This window comes from Marinimicrobium locisalis, from assembly GCF_039822625.1.
Lineage (GTDB): Bacteria > Pseudomonadota > Gammaproteobacteria > Pseudomonadales > Cellvibrionaceae > Marinimicrobium > Marinimicrobium locisalis.
In genome coordinates this window covers 177,416-193,142 of sequence record NZ_JBDLLG010000004.1, presented here as the reverse complement: position 1 = coordinate 193,142, position 15,727 = coordinate 177,416, and the positions used below count along the sequence as shown (strand labels likewise).

At 56.8% G+C, this 15,727-nt stretch carries 10 protein-coding genes and 1 riboswitch; of the genes, 6 read left to right on the top strand and 4 right to left on the bottom strand.

Features of this window, described 5'->3' with window-relative positions:
• Positions 1-50: 50 nt before the first annotated feature.
• Positions 51-452 carry a hypothetical protein gene (locus AAE514_RS04655; protein WP_347330346.1) on the top strand — a complete coding sequence of 134 codons (402 nt, stop codon included), beginning with the start codon at positions 51-53 and terminating at the stop codon, positions 450-452.
• Positions 445-1,089, top strand: coding sequence for a DUF1176 domain-containing protein (locus AAE514_RS04650; RefSeq protein WP_347330345.1), 645 nt, complete (start codon positions 445-447; stop codon positions 1,087-1,089). The genes AAE514_RS04655 and AAE514_RS04650 overlap by 8 nt, the downstream gene beginning before the upstream one ends.
• A 41-nt stretch (positions 1,090-1,130) precedes the next feature.
• Here the strand turns inward: AAE514_RS04650 and AAE514_RS04645 are convergent, their stop codons facing one another.
• Positions 1,131-1,670: a DUF1240 domain-containing protein gene (locus tag AAE514_RS04645; RefSeq protein WP_347330344.1), complete on the bottom strand. Its 540-nt coding sequence runs from the start codon at positions 1,668-1,670 to the stop codon at positions 1,131-1,133.
• A gap of 568 nt (positions 1,671-2,238) precedes the next feature.
• Between AAE514_RS04645 and AAE514_RS04640 the strand changes: the two genes are divergently transcribed.
• The gene (locus AAE514_RS04640) at positions 2,239-3,546 is read left to right on the top strand and encodes an ATP-grasp domain-containing protein (protein ID WP_347330343.1); all 1,308 of its coding nucleotides are present in this window, start codon (positions 2,239-2,241) and stop codon (positions 3,544-3,546) included.
• Positions 3,547-3,630: 84 nt separating this feature from the next.
• On the opposite strand, the gene AAE514_RS04635 is transcribed toward AAE514_RS04640, so the two are convergent.
• The 3 genes from AAE514_RS04635 to AAE514_RS04625 all read right to left on the bottom strand — a co-directional run bounded on the left by AAE514_RS04635 (position 3,631) and on the right by AAE514_RS04625 (position 10,587).
• Positions 3,631-4,002 carry a thiol-disulfide oxidoreductase DCC family protein gene (locus AAE514_RS04635; protein WP_347330342.1) on the bottom strand — a complete coding sequence of 124 codons (372 nt, stop codon included), beginning with the start codon at positions 4,000-4,002 and terminating at the stop codon, positions 3,631-3,633.
• A 38-nt stretch (positions 4,003-4,040) separates the two neighbouring features.
• Positions 4,041-4,643, bottom strand: coding sequence for a hypothetical protein (locus AAE514_RS04630; protein ID WP_347330341.1), 603 nt, complete (start codon positions 4,641-4,643; stop codon positions 4,041-4,043).
• Positions 4,644-4,779: 136 nt separating this feature from the next.
• Positions 4,780-10,587 (bottom strand): alpha-2-macroglobulin family protein, encoded by a 5,808-nt coding sequence (locus AAE514_RS04625; protein WP_347330340.1) that lies wholly within the window; start codon positions 10,585-10,587, stop codon positions 4,780-4,782.
• Positions 10,588-10,700: 113 nt separating this feature from the next.
• On the opposite strand from AAE514_RS04625, the gene AAE514_RS04620 reads away from it, so the two are divergent.
• The 3 genes from AAE514_RS04620 (at position 10,701) to cobO (ending at position 15,726) form a co-directional block, all read left to right on the top strand.
• Positions 10,701-12,800 carry an MltF family protein gene (locus AAE514_RS04620; RefSeq protein WP_347330339.1) on the top strand — a complete coding sequence of 700 codons (2,100 nt, stop codon included), beginning with the start codon at positions 10,701-10,703 and terminating at the stop codon, positions 12,798-12,800.
• A gap of 104 nt (positions 12,801-12,904) precedes the next feature.
• A riboswitch (cobalamin riboswitch) is annotated at positions 12,905-13,071 on the top strand.
• Positions 13,072-13,209: 138 nt separating this feature from the next.
• Entirely contained in the window at positions 13,210-15,099 is a 1,890-nt protein-coding gene (locus AAE514_RS04615) for a TonB-dependent receptor plug domain-containing protein (protein ID WP_347330338.1), read from the top strand.
• A 15-nt stretch (positions 15,100-15,114) separates the two neighbouring features.
• The gene (cobO, locus tag AAE514_RS04610) at positions 15,115-15,726 is read left to right on the top strand and encodes a cob(I)yrinic acid a,c-diamide adenosyltransferase (RefSeq protein WP_347330337.1); all 612 of its coding nucleotides are present in this window, start codon (positions 15,115-15,117) and stop codon (positions 15,724-15,726) included.
• The last annotated feature ends 1 nt before the right edge of the window (position 15,727 follow it).

The following is a 15,727-nucleotide window of genomic DNA, read 5'->3' as shown; positions in this document are numbered from 1 at the left end:
AAGCCACCTGGGGTGGGTCAAAATTATTGGCCAGAGGTGGGTCAGTTTAGATGGCCATTAACAACCCGATAACCGGGAAAGAGAAGACCAATGTGTATTATGGTCGAGGGTATGTCCAGCTTACTTGGGATTACAATTACAGGAACATTGGGGAGAGGCTGGGCCTGGGGAATTCTCTCTACCTAAACCCCGATGATGCCCTGAAGCCGGACATAGCTTATAAGATTATGTCTCTCGGCATGAGAGAGGGAATTTTTGCCAATGCCAGTTTGGCGCAGTTTTTGTCAGGGAAACGAACTGATTATGTGGGCGCTCGGAGGATTATCAACGGGAGTGACCATGCAGAAGAGATTGCAGAAGAAGCCCGTCAGTTCGAGGATCTCCTTTTCGCCTCGTCTGCTCAGAAATTGTTTCGATTGATGCCGACTAACAGGTTTGTCCACTATGCTTAATTGCCAATACGTCTGTATTTTGTTGATGGCACTCGTTGTTCCGGCGTGTGCCGGTAACGAGAAAACTCCTGTTCAGCCTGAAAAAACGGCTTTGACGGCAGGAACCGATTCAGCAAGTAGCTCATCCGGGACTTCCGCCCAGACTCTGCCAGAGCGCTGGGAAGCACTCACCCATAGTGAGTGGCTGGACGTCTTAGATATCGCGAGTTGTGAAGCTGAGAATCAAGGCAGTGAGGCTCGCCGAAAGAACTGGGTTCGTTTAGACGCCAATACACAGCTACTCCTTCTGACCTGTGCGCTTGGAGCCTACCAAGATGCCTTTCATGTCTACACGGTCGATGCTGAAGATAAAACGGTGGCCCCTGTTATGTTGACACTTCCTAAGGACGAAGACGGCTCGGAGGAGGGCGGAACCCTAATTAGGGGAACGCTGTATAAAGGCGATCAAGGCAACGTTGTGGAGCTGTTGCATTTGTCCGCTGCCACCGGCGCTTGTGGATGGCGCGCGCTCTATTCGATTGATGACGTTAAACGTGGTGGCCTGGTAAAGCCAGAGCAGGCTTTCGGTGACGATGATTGCTACAATGGTGTGACAGTGGAAAATTGGCCTCGGATGGAGCCAGAGGGCATTGAATAACAGGCCTCAATCAGTTGACAAGACGAATCTAATAGGGCCTGCTATTTTTTCTCTTCTATTTGCTGTTGAAGGTAGGAGTTGGCTCGTTCTAGATCTTGCATTGAGGTCCCGGAGATTATTTTCGCGACTTGTATATTGTTGCAAAATGACTTCTCTTTTCCCCAATAGCTTGTATGCATTTTTGTGGTGGATATTTTGTCTAAAAGGCCGCACTTTACGTAGCCATTATTTTTGGCTTCATAGTGCCAGTAATAGCTTATGCCGACACCGCCGATTGGGATGGTTATTATTCCAATGAGGACGATCCAGTTGCAGATCGGCATTAGTTTTTTGTATAACGTCTCTCTGTAGAGAATCGCGTAGAGGGCCATTGAGCAAAGAAATAGCCCAGCTCCAATAATGATGGTGCCAGGAAGGTAGCTGTGGAACGTTTTAATGACGATGAGGGGTGTACCGTTTTCAATTGCCTCGCTTTGTGAGGTTGCGTCGCTTACTAGGCTAAACGACGCGTACAGCGTTCCGGCAACGGATAGGATGGCCATGGTGGTTACCACAGCTAATTTCTTTATTAAAAAAGCCATGAAGGATTTAACCCATTCTTTATGGCCTTGAGCTGTTATCTACTATGACGGCGTGTCCGGATTGTGGCGGGTAAATCATTAACTATCTCCTTGTTTCGTTTGGATCGTTGTCGATAATAATACCTAAAGTTAGCACTTTACTGCAACCCTCAACAGGGTTCCCGCTCAAAGAAACTTCTGCCATGTGAGCTAGTTCACAGTTTTTATTTTGCCATGCTGACCGCGTGGGGCGGGGCTCTCCGCTTGGGCTCCTCATCACGAAAGGCGGTTACACCGGATATGGTCGGAGTATCTCCCTCTCGAATGAATTTGACATCGAGTGAGCTATAAAGGAACGTGGAGCGTACACATCTAGCGCCGTTGAGTTCTTGGGCGACAATGGCGGCGCGTTAAACTCGCGCCCGGTCCGAGCTGGGAAATACGTCTATACTTTTTAATCTCACTACTCAATAGTGGTCAGAATTTGGGGGGCAGGAGATCGTCACCTCAACCCAGAACAATGGCGAGCTTTACGGAGCGATAGGTAAGCGAGCGCCCGTTTATTATCAACGCAAAAGGAGAGCCCCACATGTCCAAATCAGAAGAAACTCCCACACCGAATGACGTTTCAGGCTGGATCGATCCGACGATGGATTCGGTTAAAGGTACTGAGACGCCAAAAGACCCCAACAAGGGCTATATCGCGCTTTTGGGCTGGAGCGTCAATGCCATTAAGGCCGCGCAAAAGTTTGACCGCCGCTACGTGGTCGTTGCCCCAGACTGGGCGGCTGACTTTTGCGAAGCCAACAAGATTCCTTACATCCCCTGGGATTTTGTGCGCCTGAATGATCGTTCCCTGGAAATTGCGGAAACGCTCAAGGCCAGAGGTGTTGATGTGGCCGTACCACTGTTTGAGGAAACCGTCGAATGGTCGGGGGCGATTAACTCCGTGCTTATGAATAACCCACGGATGTACGGCCAGTCGATCCTGTTTCGGGATAAGGCCCTTATGAAGCGCCGCGCCCAGCTGGGCGGTATTCGTGTGGGGATCTTCGAGGAAGCCCACGAGAAGGACGATATCATTCGCTTTATGAAGCGTGTGAACCAGACATTGCTCAAGCTTGACGGTGACCCGGATGACCCGATTCACGTTAAGGCGTTCGATAAAGCCGGCTGCCTGGGGCACCGGATGATTCGCAAAATCGAGGAAATTGACAGTATCCCGGCCGAAGAGTATCCGTTGTTGATGGAAAGCCACCTGGACGGGTGGGAGTTCGCCGTGGAGGCCTGGATTCACGAGGGCGAGATCAAGTTTCTCAATATCTCCGAGTACGTGACATTGGGCTATTCGGTGTTTGTTCCCGCCACAAGGGAGCTTGAAAGCTGGCGCAATGCGATTACCCAGCAGATTAAGAAGCTGATTAAGACGTTCGACATTCAGTTCGGGCTTATTCATCCCGAGTATTTTGTGGCCTCGGATGGTGAGATGTACTTCGGCGAGGTGGCCTATCGCCCGCCGGGCTTTAAAGCCTTCGAGCTTATTGAGCGCGCTTATGGTTTCAGTGCCTATCAAGCCTCGATGCTGGTCTTTGACCCCAAAAGCACCAAAGAGGAAGTCGAAGCATTTTTCCCCAAAGAGGTGGAGGATGCGAAAGGCTATGCGGGTTGCTTTGGCGTTTATCCACGGCGGCGCGTGGTCAGCAAGTTGGAGATGCCCAAGGAGACCACCGAGCATCCTTACTTCGAATCCCACGAGCTGATGGAACCCACCGAAGAAACCGTGCCGGACCGCTCGGCCTTCGGTACTCACTGGGGCCTGCTGTTCTTCTTCGGTGATGATCCGATCACAATGCGGGATCTACTGAAACGCCAGGAAGAGCTGGACTTCTACGTCTAACGGCGCCTTCTATACCGTATCGTAGTGAGGCGAAACCGGAAAAGGCAGGACAATTAAGTCCTGCCTTTTTCATTTCTGGCCGCCTTAGCCCCGTCCACTCGCGCGCAAGCGGCGGTCCACCCAGGCATGGTAACAGCGGGAGATGAGTGCTCGAATGCCGGGTAGCCCGATCAGCCATGCGAGGGGGCGCAACAGCCAAGTCCGCCGCATCAGCAGAATGTAGGCATCCAGCTCCCGGTGAATGTTTCCGTGGGCATCCCGCACATGGAGTTCGCGCAACGCCTTTTCAGGGTCTATTCCCACTTTTTTCAGCTCTTCATCGCGGCCGGTGATATCGAACCACTGGACGGTCTCGCCCGCTTTGCCCGCTATGCGTTCGTAGCGCTTTCGATCGGCCACGCAGCGGGGGCAGGCGCCATCGTAGTAAACAATTAGGTTGCCTTCGGAATTGCTCATGGTAGGAACCTGCCTGTTGTTGAACCACCATGCTACCGTTACTGGATAGGGTAGCAGGTGGTTTCCGGTTCTACAGTGGCCCCGGCGGTGCCTGAGCGAAAAGTCATCTTTGTGGCCTTGCCGACATCGAGGCCCTTTTGGGCCCAGGTCTGAGCTTTTTCGGGTGTCGTCTCGCAGCTCTCGGGGCTGACTGTTTCTCCGGTCGGTTTGTAGTAACTTAAGGATTCACCTGAGAACTCTGGGGTTCTGACATACGCGGTGCGAAAGTGCTTTTTCGCCTCTGTAAGGTCGATAAGTTCAATCTCCCGGCTGTCCGCGCCCGTACCGTGGTCCAGAACCAGATAGTGATTCCACACGCCGGCGAAGAGGGTTTCACCGGTGAGTGTGGCCCGGTGAGCGGTGGCTCCGTTACACGCATTGCCGGTATAAACACGAAGCTCTGACTCCGCGCTCTTCCTTTTCTTTTGAACTGTAAAACCGTCGATACGAACGCAGTTGCGGGCAATGAATTCTCCTTGCGGCATACCGGAGAACAAGGGTTCAAAAGTGTCCGGTGCTTCTACACTGCAAGATAATAAGGCACTCAGTATTACGCCTGAAAAAATCCACTCCAATGAACGTTTCGGGGTGTGTGGTTTCATGCGAACTCCTTTTTGAACGTCTGCTTCTAGAAATTGTAGCATTTCCGTCAGACTTATTGCCTACCACAAAGGCTGTGATTTGCGCCCCAGCGTCGCTCTCAAACGGCATTTTCTCCATGGCGTCGCGCACAGCCTGCTAAGGCGTCTCAATAATTCTTACGGTCTCGGTAGCCGAGCGGGCGAACGTCTCCGGGTGGTACATCTCCTCCACTTTTGCGGGCGGCACCACGAACTCCCCGGGGGTGGTGGCCAGGGCGGTGTATTCATAGTCGTAGACGCCGGCCTCCACCTCGGAGCTGAAGGCTTCGGCCCGATCGTCTCTCAACTGCTGGTGCTGATACCAGTGTGGGTGCCAGAAGCCCGGCCGTGTCTGGTTTATGCCCCGTGCGCGGTCGGGCGTTTGGGCCGTGGTTGCCAGGGCGGGGTTCAACGCTTCGAAGCCCGCCGGTAGCCGGTCGGTCAGGGCCACATGGTGACGTCGGGCAGGTAGGGTGATGGTGAGTCTGACCCGCACGGCGGCACCGGCCTTGACTTCCCAAGTGCCGTCTTTGGCCTGGGTGACGTCGCTCGGGTCATTGATGGCCTCATAGTGCCGCTCCACCTGAAACCCGTGCCGTGCCGCTTCCAGCCGCAGGCTCTCCGGGGCGTATTCCATTCCCAGGCGATAGTAAAGGCGACCTTGGCCCTGGTGCTGCAGGGCCACGGTGGGCGCGCTGTCGCCACTTTGCAGCTCACTCATTGGCACCCGATGGGTGTTCGTTTGGGCCTCGCGGCCCTGGTAGCGATGCTCCCCCAGGAACTGTTCGCCCAGCCACGCACGCGCCGTGAGGTTGGGAACGTCTGTCTCGCGGGCCAGGAAGTAGCGTTTGAGCGCCAGGAGCGCGAACACGTTTTCCTGGGTGTTGCCCCAGTGGCCGTCGCGACGGTCATTGAGCAGGCCCCGTGAGAGCTTTTCAATCAGGTCGCTCTTGGGGTGGGCGGTGAGCAGCGCTTCTAGTACCACCGCGTCGGTGCGGCGGCTGCCGTGCAGTACCCAATGGCCGCCGCCGTCATTGTAATCTTCCACGAAGGACGCGGTGGCGGCGGTTTCCCGAAGTTGGTTGTTAAGCCGACGGAGTAGCTCTACGCGCATGGCTTCCGCCGGCTTGTGGTCCGCGACCGTGCTCAGCAACCACCCCATGGCTTCGATCCCCAGGGCTTTTTCTTCGGTGCGCTCAAAAAGCTCAATAGCGGCCTGGGCGATGGATTCACCGGCGAGCGACCGAACATATAAGCTGTAAGCCTTAACGCTGTTGGCCGGTCGAGTTTCCATGTTTTTGGGTAGGTTGTCCCCCGCCTTTTGGGTGTAGGCCAAAGCGTCTTTGAGCAGGGGCTCGGGCACGTCATAACCGGCCTCTCGGGCGCGAAGCAACGCGTGGGTAATGTGCACGGACAGATACGCTTGGGAGTCCCCATTGCGAGTCCAGAACCCCCAGCCCCCGTCCCGGTTTTGCAGCTCTTCCAGCCGGGTGAGAATATCCCGAGCGCTTTTTTCGATCTCGGCTTTGTCCGGTAAACCCTCGGCGTGAAACGCTTGAAGCAAATCTTCCAAGGCCGTCATGGCCATTAGTCGCGATGCGATTTGCTCTGAGCAGCCGTAGGGGTATTTCATCAGGTACAGGAACGCATCGCTCAGGGACTGAAACTGCGTATTGCTAGTGGTCAGGCTCAGACCCCCAAAGTCGGGGTAGACATTCTCCGGCACCGACACTTGTAGGAACTCGTTGCCCCCGGTGAGGCTGCCGTATTGGGCAAAGGCCTCATCCGTGGCCGGCCGCTGCACGGGCAGAGAAACTTCCGCCGCGTCCTCATGGCGGCCGGACTTCACGATAACCTGTACCGTCGCATCGCCCACCTGCATGGGCTCGGCGGTAAAGCGCACCTCCTTTCGGTCCTTGGCGGGAATGGTGAGCCGCCGACCTTGAGCGCCGGTCAGCGTCAAGTTGCTCGCTCGGGCGGCCAGCTCGACGGTCATCGGTTTATCCGTGGTGTTCTGCACCACCACCGGCAGCTCGGCTTTGTCTCCCAGGTTGAGAAACCGGGGCAGGGACGGGCGAACCATCAGGGGCAGGCCGGCCTCAATCTGCGCCTCTCCCGTGCCGAACTGTTGTTCGGTGTGGGCAACGCCGATGAGGCGATAGCGGGTTAGGTTGTCGGGCAGTTCAAACGACACCTTTGCCTTGCCCTGTTGGTCCAGCTTGACGGTGGACTCGAACGTGGCCAAAGCGCTGAAGTTGGAGCGTACAGCGGTGGTGGATTGAGGGGCGTCAGCGGGGGTTGCCGCCTCATATCGCGTTTGAATGTCGGCGCTCATTCGTGCTTCTTCCAGGCGTTCGGGAGGCGGAGTGGCTGATAATGTGATGGACTGGTTCCGTGAATGATATTCGGTGACACCGTCCGCTATCCTGGTGTAGAAGGCGTTTAGCGGTGAGGGCAGCTCGTAATCCGCAAGGTCTAGCACGGATTGATCAACCGCGTAGAACGTCAGCTCTGCACCGCTAGCGGCGGCCCCGTTTAAGTTGGTGACCGTAACGGCGACGCTAGCGGTTTCTCCCGGTTTAAGAGACGGCGTTTTGGGCCGTACATTGACGGTTAGCTTCCGGCTGTCGGTGCTGACCGGAAGGGTAAGCTCGTTGAAAGCGTGTTGAGGGAGCTGCTCACCCTCGGCTGACCTTCCAAGAGCTTCGGCAGTAACGGTTAACGCTGGGACAGAGGTTTCCTTAATGGGAATATCCAGCGTATAGAGCCCCTCGTCCAACCGTTGGTATTGCAACTCAACCAGTCCCTGCCGTTGTACGGTCAGCAAGGCGTCGGCGGGCGCAAACGGGGTCTGAATCTGAATGCGAGCGGTATCTCCCGGAGAGTACTCTTCCTTACCCGGGATCAGCTGGATTTCGGGCTCTTCCTTGGGGGAGGGAAACCCTTCCCCTGAATCACCGGCGACCCAGACGGTCAGTTGCGTTCGGTTCTCTCGACCTTCTTTATCGCTAATGGTGGCGGTTACCCGGTAGTTGCCGCTTTTCTTCGGTACAAATTCACAACCAGAGTGTTCCCCGCTGGGTTTGCACGGAGTAACACCTTGCGCCACCCAGTCACCGTCGTCCCACTCCAGGCGCTCGACTATAATATCCGGGGTTCCTGCCTTAACGGTTTGGCCGTCAATACCGACAGCCACCCATTGGATGGCGACGGATTCATCGACCTTGGAGAAGAACGTTGGGGTACGAAGCCCGACGTAGACGTTACCGGGGTGAACCAGTATCTCGCCTGCCGCGCTCCACTGTTGGCGGTTGACGTCTGAGACGTTGGCCGTGGCTTTTAGACGGTGGGTGTAAAAAAGCTCAGAAAAATCGAAATCCGACCCGGGTGCCAGCACCAATTGATGTTCGCCGGAGGCGTTGGTTTGTCCGCTGACGGAGCGCTCCCATACCACTTTCTGCGGCGCGGGCCATACACTTCTTGCCCATACTGGTTGCCAGCGTCCGAATCGGTAGCCGGGCCAACCGGGAGGGGCATAGTGGGTGCTCCTCAAGTTGAGTCGACACTCAACCGGCGCGTTGGGCAAGGGGCCGCCAGCGTAGTAGTTTGCACTGGTGGTGGCACTTAGAGACTGGCCGGGCAAGAAATCATCGGTGCTGAACTCGAGGTGGACTTGATATTCCGGGCGGCGGAATTCTTCGATGGCGAAGCGGTGGGAACCCCCGAACTGGTCAACTTCTTTTTCGCCTTTGAACAGAGTAAACGCGAGCTCCCCAAACCCTGACGAGGCCTTTTTGGGTATCGACACCGCGATGTCGAAGCTGCCGTTCTCGCTGATACGCGTTTTGTCGGTTGCCAGCTCATTTGATTGCCCATCATAGACGGTCCACTCAATGTGCGTAATCTCCTCCGGGTAGCGAATGTCGCCGTCAGTGCCCCATTGCCGGTGGCGTACTAGCCCTTTGAAGTGAGCGGTTTCTCTCGGCTGGTAGAGCTGACGGTCGGTAAAGACAAAGGTTGGGTATCGATAGTAGCCGCGGTCATGGGTTGCGGAGGTGTAATGGGAGTGGTCTGGAAACAGGGCATGATCCAGCTCATTGATGACTTCAAGCGGCGCCCGGTTCTCCGGTTCGCCAACCGGTAGTTCGGCTAACCCCTTGGGGTTCGTTTCGCCAGACTGTTTCCCAGCGCTAACCTTGGCTCCGTTCACGGGGCGGCCGCTTTCCAGTTCGGTCACCCAGGCGGTGAACTGGTTGTGTTCTGCATAGGTGCTTACCCCCAGGTTGGTGACTTGAATCCAGGTTCCGGCGGCGTTGAAGTGGCTTTCCGTATATCGGTCTGGCGGTGTCTTGATATCTGGTGAGCTAATAAACAGCACGAGGTGGCCAAAACCGGCCTCGTTTAATGCCTTTTTTAGCGAAAGGTTGGTTTGGTCATAGGGCTTGGAGGTGTTCTGTACCTTGATGGCACGCTCTTCTACCAGCTCGCCGGGCTTGCGCAGTGCCGCTTGCTCGTCATTTCGGAGGTATTGCCGACGATAATCCAGAAACGTTTGCCAGTCCTTCGGTTTAACGTGGCGAATTTCTACATTCAGTTGCTTAATGCCACGGCTTATGATCGGCACGCTTGCATGGGCACCCGGCAATGTGATGAACGTATCGCCCGGCAAGCTGAACCCGGGCGGATAATCGCCCACTTTCACGCGGGTGGTTAGATCATTTTCCAGCACCCGACCGAAACGGTCTTCCGTGCCGGCTTTTAACCTCAAGGTGTATTCGGTGTTGGGTGTAAATGAACCTCGCAGGTAAAAGCGGTTGCCATGGTGGTTAATGTTCAGGTCTTCCACCTCGGGCGAAATAGTGAACAAGGACTCGTCCCAGTCCTCGGCCAATCCATGGCTCAGGCCGACGGAAATGCCGCTGTCCGGGTGGCAGGCATCGCCGTGACCACAGTGAATGTTGGTGAGCTGTAACGGGCCCGCGGTTCTAAAGCTATGGCTTTGAGCGCCAGGTGTGGCTCGGTGGCCGTGTTTTGCCGAGGCACCGGCTTTTAGTTCTAGAGTGAACCGTTGGCTCCAGGGCAGCGGGTCTTTGGGCGTGACGGCAACCCAGTGCTGCTCTTGCAGTGAATCAATAACGTGCTTGGGGTGCTCCTCCTCAAGCGCGGCGTTGTCGGCCTGGGTTAAGGCATATGTCTCCCCGTTGGCTTGCAGTACCAGGTGGTCCATCAGTGAGCTTGGCTCGACGGCTTGGTTGAAGACCAGAATCAGCACCGGCTGATTGGAGGTGGGGGTTCTGGCGTCGGGGTGAAACGCCGTGACTTGCAGGGGGGCGGTGGCGAATTGCCACTCTCTTGGCTCGCTGAGTTTTTGGCCGTTGGCGGAGGTTATGTCTTTCGCGACCCTCACGGTGTATTCCGTGGCCATGGGCAGCGCCTCGGCGGTGGGCTCAAAGACCAGGCTCTTGGTGTCCAGCCAGCGCCATTCGCCCTCCACTTTCGGGCGAATGGCGATTGGGAGGGGTTTATCCTGGGCGTCGGCATGGCGACCGACAGGGATCATCGGTTCGGAAAAGGTGATGCTGATCATGGCCGCCCGCTCCACTTCGCCCTGGGGAGCAAAGCGTACAATCTCTGGCGCTTGGGCGGGGCCGGCCTCTGGTGCGTCGGTTTCGGGAAAAGCCGGTTTGGTGGCTTTTTCGGTTGAGGGCGGAGGCGGCGTGTCGCTCTGGACCGTTTTGTCGGTGCTGGCGCCTGAAGTTTCCATCGGCGGGAGCTGGTTGAGTAGCGCGTCGGTCTCCTGCGGCGTGAGGGCCTCCGAGGTATCGGTTTCGGTTCGCTGGCAACCGCTAAGCGCGAGGCTGAATAATGCCGGGATGAGTAGTACCGTTAAAGATCGAAGACTCCATACAGAGACGACTCGCTTCATGCCCCGCTCCTTTTTATCAATGATCAGTCGTGTCGTTGTTGGCGTTGTGCTGGTCTGTAAGGATACACTGAGCGTAGACAATTTGGAGTCACAGCCGGTTCAAAGGGGAGAATATGCGCTTTTTTCTACTTTTTTTATTGATGTCACAGGCGGTACTGCTGGGTTGCAGCCAGGACTCTCCGTCCTCTCGGCAGTCTGGAGAGGGGGTGATCTTACCCGGCGCCAAGTCCAGTTATGTAGAGAAGGGTGACATTAAAGCGCTGAAAAAACGGGGACAGTTGCGAATAGTGGTCCATCAGTATGCGGACAATTATCTGCCCCGAGCCGGTTACCCTCTGGATCTCGAGCGTGAAATGGCTCAACGGTTTGCTCGGGAGCAAGGGATGGAGCCCGTGCTGGTCCCCGTCACCTCTTACGGTGATTTGCTGACGGCCTTGTTGGAAGGCAAGGGCGATGTGGTCGCGGCCAACTTGACAGTGACCGAGTCGCGCTCGGAGCGTGCCGCCTTTACGTTGAGCATCGACCAAACGCGGGAAGTGATTGTTGGTCAGGCGAGCGGTCCGAGGGTAAAGGAGGTGGCCGGCCTTAAAGGGCATTCGGTGGGCGTGATGCGCGGGACTAGCTTCTGGGAGCTGGCGCAAGAGCGCTTGGCTGATCAGGAGGGCGTCGAGATTGTGCCCTTGGAGTCGACACTGACCAGTGATGACGTGCTGGATGGATTGGTCAACGGCCAATATGACTTCGCACTCCAGGACAGCAATGTGATGGAGATCGTGCGTACTTATCGAGACGACGTGCAAACCCGCTTTGCCTTGGGGGAGCGGCGTCCGCTGGCTTGGGCCGTGCGCCCGGACAACCCGGACCTGCTGGTCGCGTTAAACCGTTTTCTGACCCGTGAACGCTTGACCCGCTCGGACGTTGACGACCACACCGAAGACTTACAAGGTATTCTCGAACGCAAAGTGCTGCGGGTGATTACGCGCAATAACGCCGCCACCTATTATTTGTACCGCGGTAAGCTGGTAGGTTTTGAGTACGAGCTGGCGAAACGCTTCGCCGACAGCTTGGGCGTGCGCCTGCAAATGGTGGTGCCCGACAGTCACGATGAAATGATCCCCATGCTTCGGGAAGGCAAGGGAGACCTTGTGGCTGCGTTTATGACCCGTACCGACGACCGCGCCGAAGAGGTAGCGTTTTCCCGCCCCTATCATTATGCGACGGAAACCGTCGTGGGGCAGGCCAGAGAAACCGAGCTGGAGAGCGCCGAAGCGCTCGCGGGCCGCACCCTACATTTACGGCGCTCCAGCAGCTACTGGGATACCGCCGAAGCGTTGCGCAAAAAGGGTATTGATGTGGAGCTGGAAGCCGTGCCGGACACTATGGAAACCGAGCAAATCATCGATCGGGTGGCGGACGGTGACTTTGATTTGACCATAGCGGACAGTCACATTCTGCGGTCCGAGCTGACCTGGAGAGATGATGTAACCGGGCTGCTCTCTCTGGGTGAACCCATCAGCCACTCCTGGGCGGTGCGACAGAACAACCCTCGGTTGCTCGAAGCGATCAATAGCTTTTGGAATAAGGAGTACCGAGGGCTGCACTACAACATTTTTTATAAGCGGTATTTTGAAGACCACTCCCGCATCAAAGCTCATCGCGAAGGCCGCGTGGACCTGGGCGAGGGGAAAGGTTTGTCCCGGTGGGATGATCTCGCCAAGGCCTATGGCGAGCAGTATGATTTTGACTGGCGCTTGATCCTGGCGCAAATGTACCAGGAAAGTGAGTTCGACCCGGATGCCGTCTCCTGGGTGGGGGCCGAAGGGTTAATGCAGGTTATGCCCCGTACCGCCAAGGAGCTGGGACTGTACCCGATGGATAACCCGAAAATCAGCGTGCATGCCGGCGTGAAATACATGGAATGGCTGCGTTATCGCTTCCCCGAACGGCTACCGGTTGAACAACAGATGTGGTTCTCCCTGGCCGCCTACAACGCCGGAGTGGGCCATGTGCGCGACGCCCGACGCCTGGCTGACCAAAAGGGCTGGGACCCGGACCAGTGGTTTAACCACGTCGAGCGGGCCATGTTGTTGCTCTCGCAGAAAAAGTATTATCAGCACGCCCGCTTCGGGTTTGTGCGGGGGCAGGAGCCGGTGAACTACGTCCGCCATATCCGGGACCGTTACCGGGCCTATGTCCGCCTGACCGAAGAGTAACCCCGAGGCGGTCACCCCTTTGGGTATCCCCTAGGGGCGCTGTCCTTGCCAGAGTAGGTAGGGGCGAACGGGCGCGTTGACTTTGACGCGTCGCTCGCCTACATTGCGCTCCATCGACACACGGTGCCCTGAGCCCCCGGACGCAAGTCCGGAGCGCTGAATGGGTTAAACGGGAAGTCTGGACAATCCAGCGCTGCCCCCGCAACGGTGATCAAGGTTCGTTCTTCAAGAGCCTTGTCAGCCCGATACCGGCCGTTTGTCGCCGGCGCCACCCCTTGGGGCGGCGTCCTGAGATGGAGCGGAGGGCTACCATCCGGCAATTGTTCCCGCGCTGTGGGCCCACGCCCCGGCCGAGTCGTTTTGCTACTCCTCCCTCCCCGTGTTCGATTCTTAACATAGGGGAACGACTGTGTTTAAACCGTCTTTTCTGTCGGCAGCCATTATCGCTGTCAGCACCGCCGCGCCCGTAATGGCGCAAACCCTCGAAACCACGCCGGTCACCGGCGAAGCCCCCGATCAAACTCTGGTGGTGGTTGCCTCCCGTACGGAAATGCCGCTGCGCCAGGTCGGCAGCTCGGTCTCGGTATTGGATGAACAGGCATTGAAAACTCTGGGTACGCCCTCCCTGGCCGATGCGCTGCGCACGCTTCCATCGGTGGCCATCAGTAATACCGGAGGCATGGGCAAGGCCAGCTCAATCCGCATTCGCGGCGAGGAAGGGCATCGCACTTTGGTCCGCATCGATGGCGTGGATATTTCTGACCCCACCACCACTCAGCCCAGCGCCCAGGTTCAGCACCTTTTGAACAGCAACATCGCGCGGGTGGAGCTGCTGCGCGGCCCCCAGGGCATGATGTACGGCGCCGACGCCGGGGGCGTGCTCAATATCACTACTGACCAAGTCACCCAGGGCCGCAAGGCCGGGGTCAGCCTGGAAGCGGGCCGTTACGACAGCCGCAAAAACTCGGGCTTTATCGGTGGCGGTGGCGAGCGGGGGGACTTCTACCTCTCCGCCGCTCAGGTCGACACCGATGGCTTTAATGCGTTTCATCAGGAAAACCCGGGGGAAGAGACGCTAACCGACGATGATGGTTATGAGAACACCACTGTACACGCCAGAGGTGGCTGGAATATCGACCCGCAGCTGCGAGCTCAGCTGGTAGTTCGGGATACCGATTCAACCACCGAAATCGATCGCTGTGGTTTTCCCACCATTAACGACTGCGTCGGCTACTTTGATCAACAAAACCTGCGGGGCAGCCTTACACACAGTACCACTGAGGGTGAGAATACTCTGGCCTACTCCCAAACCGATGTGGAGCGCGCCAATTACGCCGGCGGTGAAGTCTCTTACGACACCGAAGGCTCTATTGCCAAGTGGGAGCTGAATGGCAATGTGACGTTGAGCGAAACGCACTCTCTGGTCTACGGCGCCGAACACCGTCAGGATGAGGTGAACGAACTGGGACGGGAACAGCAGGGCGCTTACTTGGAGTATCAGGGCGCCTATGCCGAACGGGTATACCTGACGGCGGGTATTCGGCAGGACGACAACGAAGACTTCGGCGGCCATACCAGCTACCGTGTCAGCGCGGCTTACCTGTTTCCCAAGCTCAGTCACGGCGTGGTGAAGCTCAAGTCCAGCGTGGGGACCGGCTTCCGTGCTCCCAGCCTGTTTGAAATCGACTATAACCGCTCGCAAAACAATACTGACCTGGCGCCGTTGAATCAGGAAGAAAGCCTGGGTATGGATGTGGGCATCGAATACCTGGGAGACGAAGGCGTCCATCTTGAAGCTGTTCTGTTCGACCAGACCATTGACCACGAAATCTACTTTGATCTGGTCAGCTATTCCGGTTATCTGCAAAGTGAGCAAAGCAGTGAGTCCCGCGGTCTGGAATTGATTGGCCAGTGGCCCCTGTCCGACCGGTGGCAATTAAACAGTAACTACACCTATGTGGATGCCGAGGCCGAGGATGGCAGCCCCCGTTCGCGCCAGCCCAAGCATCTCGCTAACATAGGTTTGCGCTATACACCGACATCCGACTGGACCATCGCCCTCGACTGGCGCACCGCTCGGGACCGCTACGAAGGCGACGTCCAGCTCGATGACTACCAAGTGTTGAATGCCAACGTCCGCTACCAGGTGCTCGAGGGTATCGTGGTCTACGTGCGGGGCGAAAACGTTTTGGATGAAGACTACGTGGAAGTGCCGAGCTACGACAGCAACAACAATTTGACCGGTTACTACAACACCTCCGGCGCCGCCGGTTACGCCGGAGTGGAATTCACTTTCTAAATAAAGGCCCAACCCATGAGCGATGACGATCAAAAAGCCCAGCGGCATAAAGCCGTCATGCAGAAACAGAAAACCAAAGTGGATGCTCGCATTGCCGAAGCCCAGCAGGAGCAGGGCATCGCGCTGCTACTGACCGGCAACGGCAAGGGCAAATCCAGCTCCGCCTTTGGCATGGTGATGCGCGCGCTGGGTTATGGCCAGAAAGTGGGCGTGGTCCAGTTCATAAAAGGTGAGCAGCTCTCCGGGGAAGAACTCTATGTGCGGGATCACTGCCCGCAGGTGACCTTCTACCAGATGGGCACGGGGTTTACCTGGAATACCCAGGACCGCAGCGGTGATATTGCGGCGGCCGAGCGTACCTGGGCGCAAGCCGAGGCCATGCTGAAAGATCCGGCCTACCAACTGGTGGTAGTGGATGAGCTGACCTACATGATTGCCTACAAATACCTGGACGAAGAAAAAGTATTGGAGGTTATTAAGAACCGCCCGAGCGAGCAGAGCGTGGTGGTTACCGGCCGGGGTGGCGGTAGCGCGCTGCAGGAGCTGATGGATACTGTCTCCGAAGTGAAAGACGTCAAGCATGCTTTCCGCGCGGGCATCAAGGCTCGCAAGGGTGTGGACTACTGAG

Bases quoted from the DNA above. Each gene is read 5' to 3' on its own strand.
- AAE514_RS04630 (WP_347330341.1), bottom strand. From the start codon at position 4,643: ATGAAACCACACACCCCGAAACGTTCATTGGAGTGGATTTTTTCAGGC.
- AAE514_RS04645 (WP_347330344.1), bottom strand. From the start codon at position 1,670: ATGGCTTTTTTAATAAAGAAATTAGCTGTGGTAACCACCATGGCCATC.
- AAE514_RS04635 (WP_347330342.1), bottom strand. From the start codon at position 4,002: ATGAGCAATTCCGAAGGCAACCTAATTGTTTACTACGATGGCGCCTGC.
- AAE514_RS04650 (WP_347330345.1), top strand. From the start codon at position 445: ATGCTTAATTGCCAATACGTCTGTATTTTGTTGATGGCACTCGTTGTT.
- AAE514_RS04625 (WP_347330340.1), bottom strand. From the start codon at position 10,587: ATGAAGCGAGTCGTCTCTGTATGGAGTCTTCGATCTTTAACGGTACTA.
- AAE514_RS04620 (WP_347330339.1), top strand. From the start codon at position 10,701: ATGCGCTTTTTTCTACTTTTTTTATTGATGTCACAGGCGGTACTGCTG.
- AAE514_RS04655 (WP_347330346.1), top strand. From the start codon at position 51: ATGGCCATTAACAACCCGATAACCGGGAAAGAGAAGACCAATGTGTAT.
- AAE514_RS04640 (WP_347330343.1), top strand. From the start codon at position 2,239: ATGTCCAAATCAGAAGAAACTCCCACACCGAATGACGTTTCAGGCTGG.
- cobO (WP_347330337.1), top strand. From the start codon at position 15,115: ATGAGCGATGACGATCAAAAAGCCCAGCGGCATAAAGCCGTCATGCAG.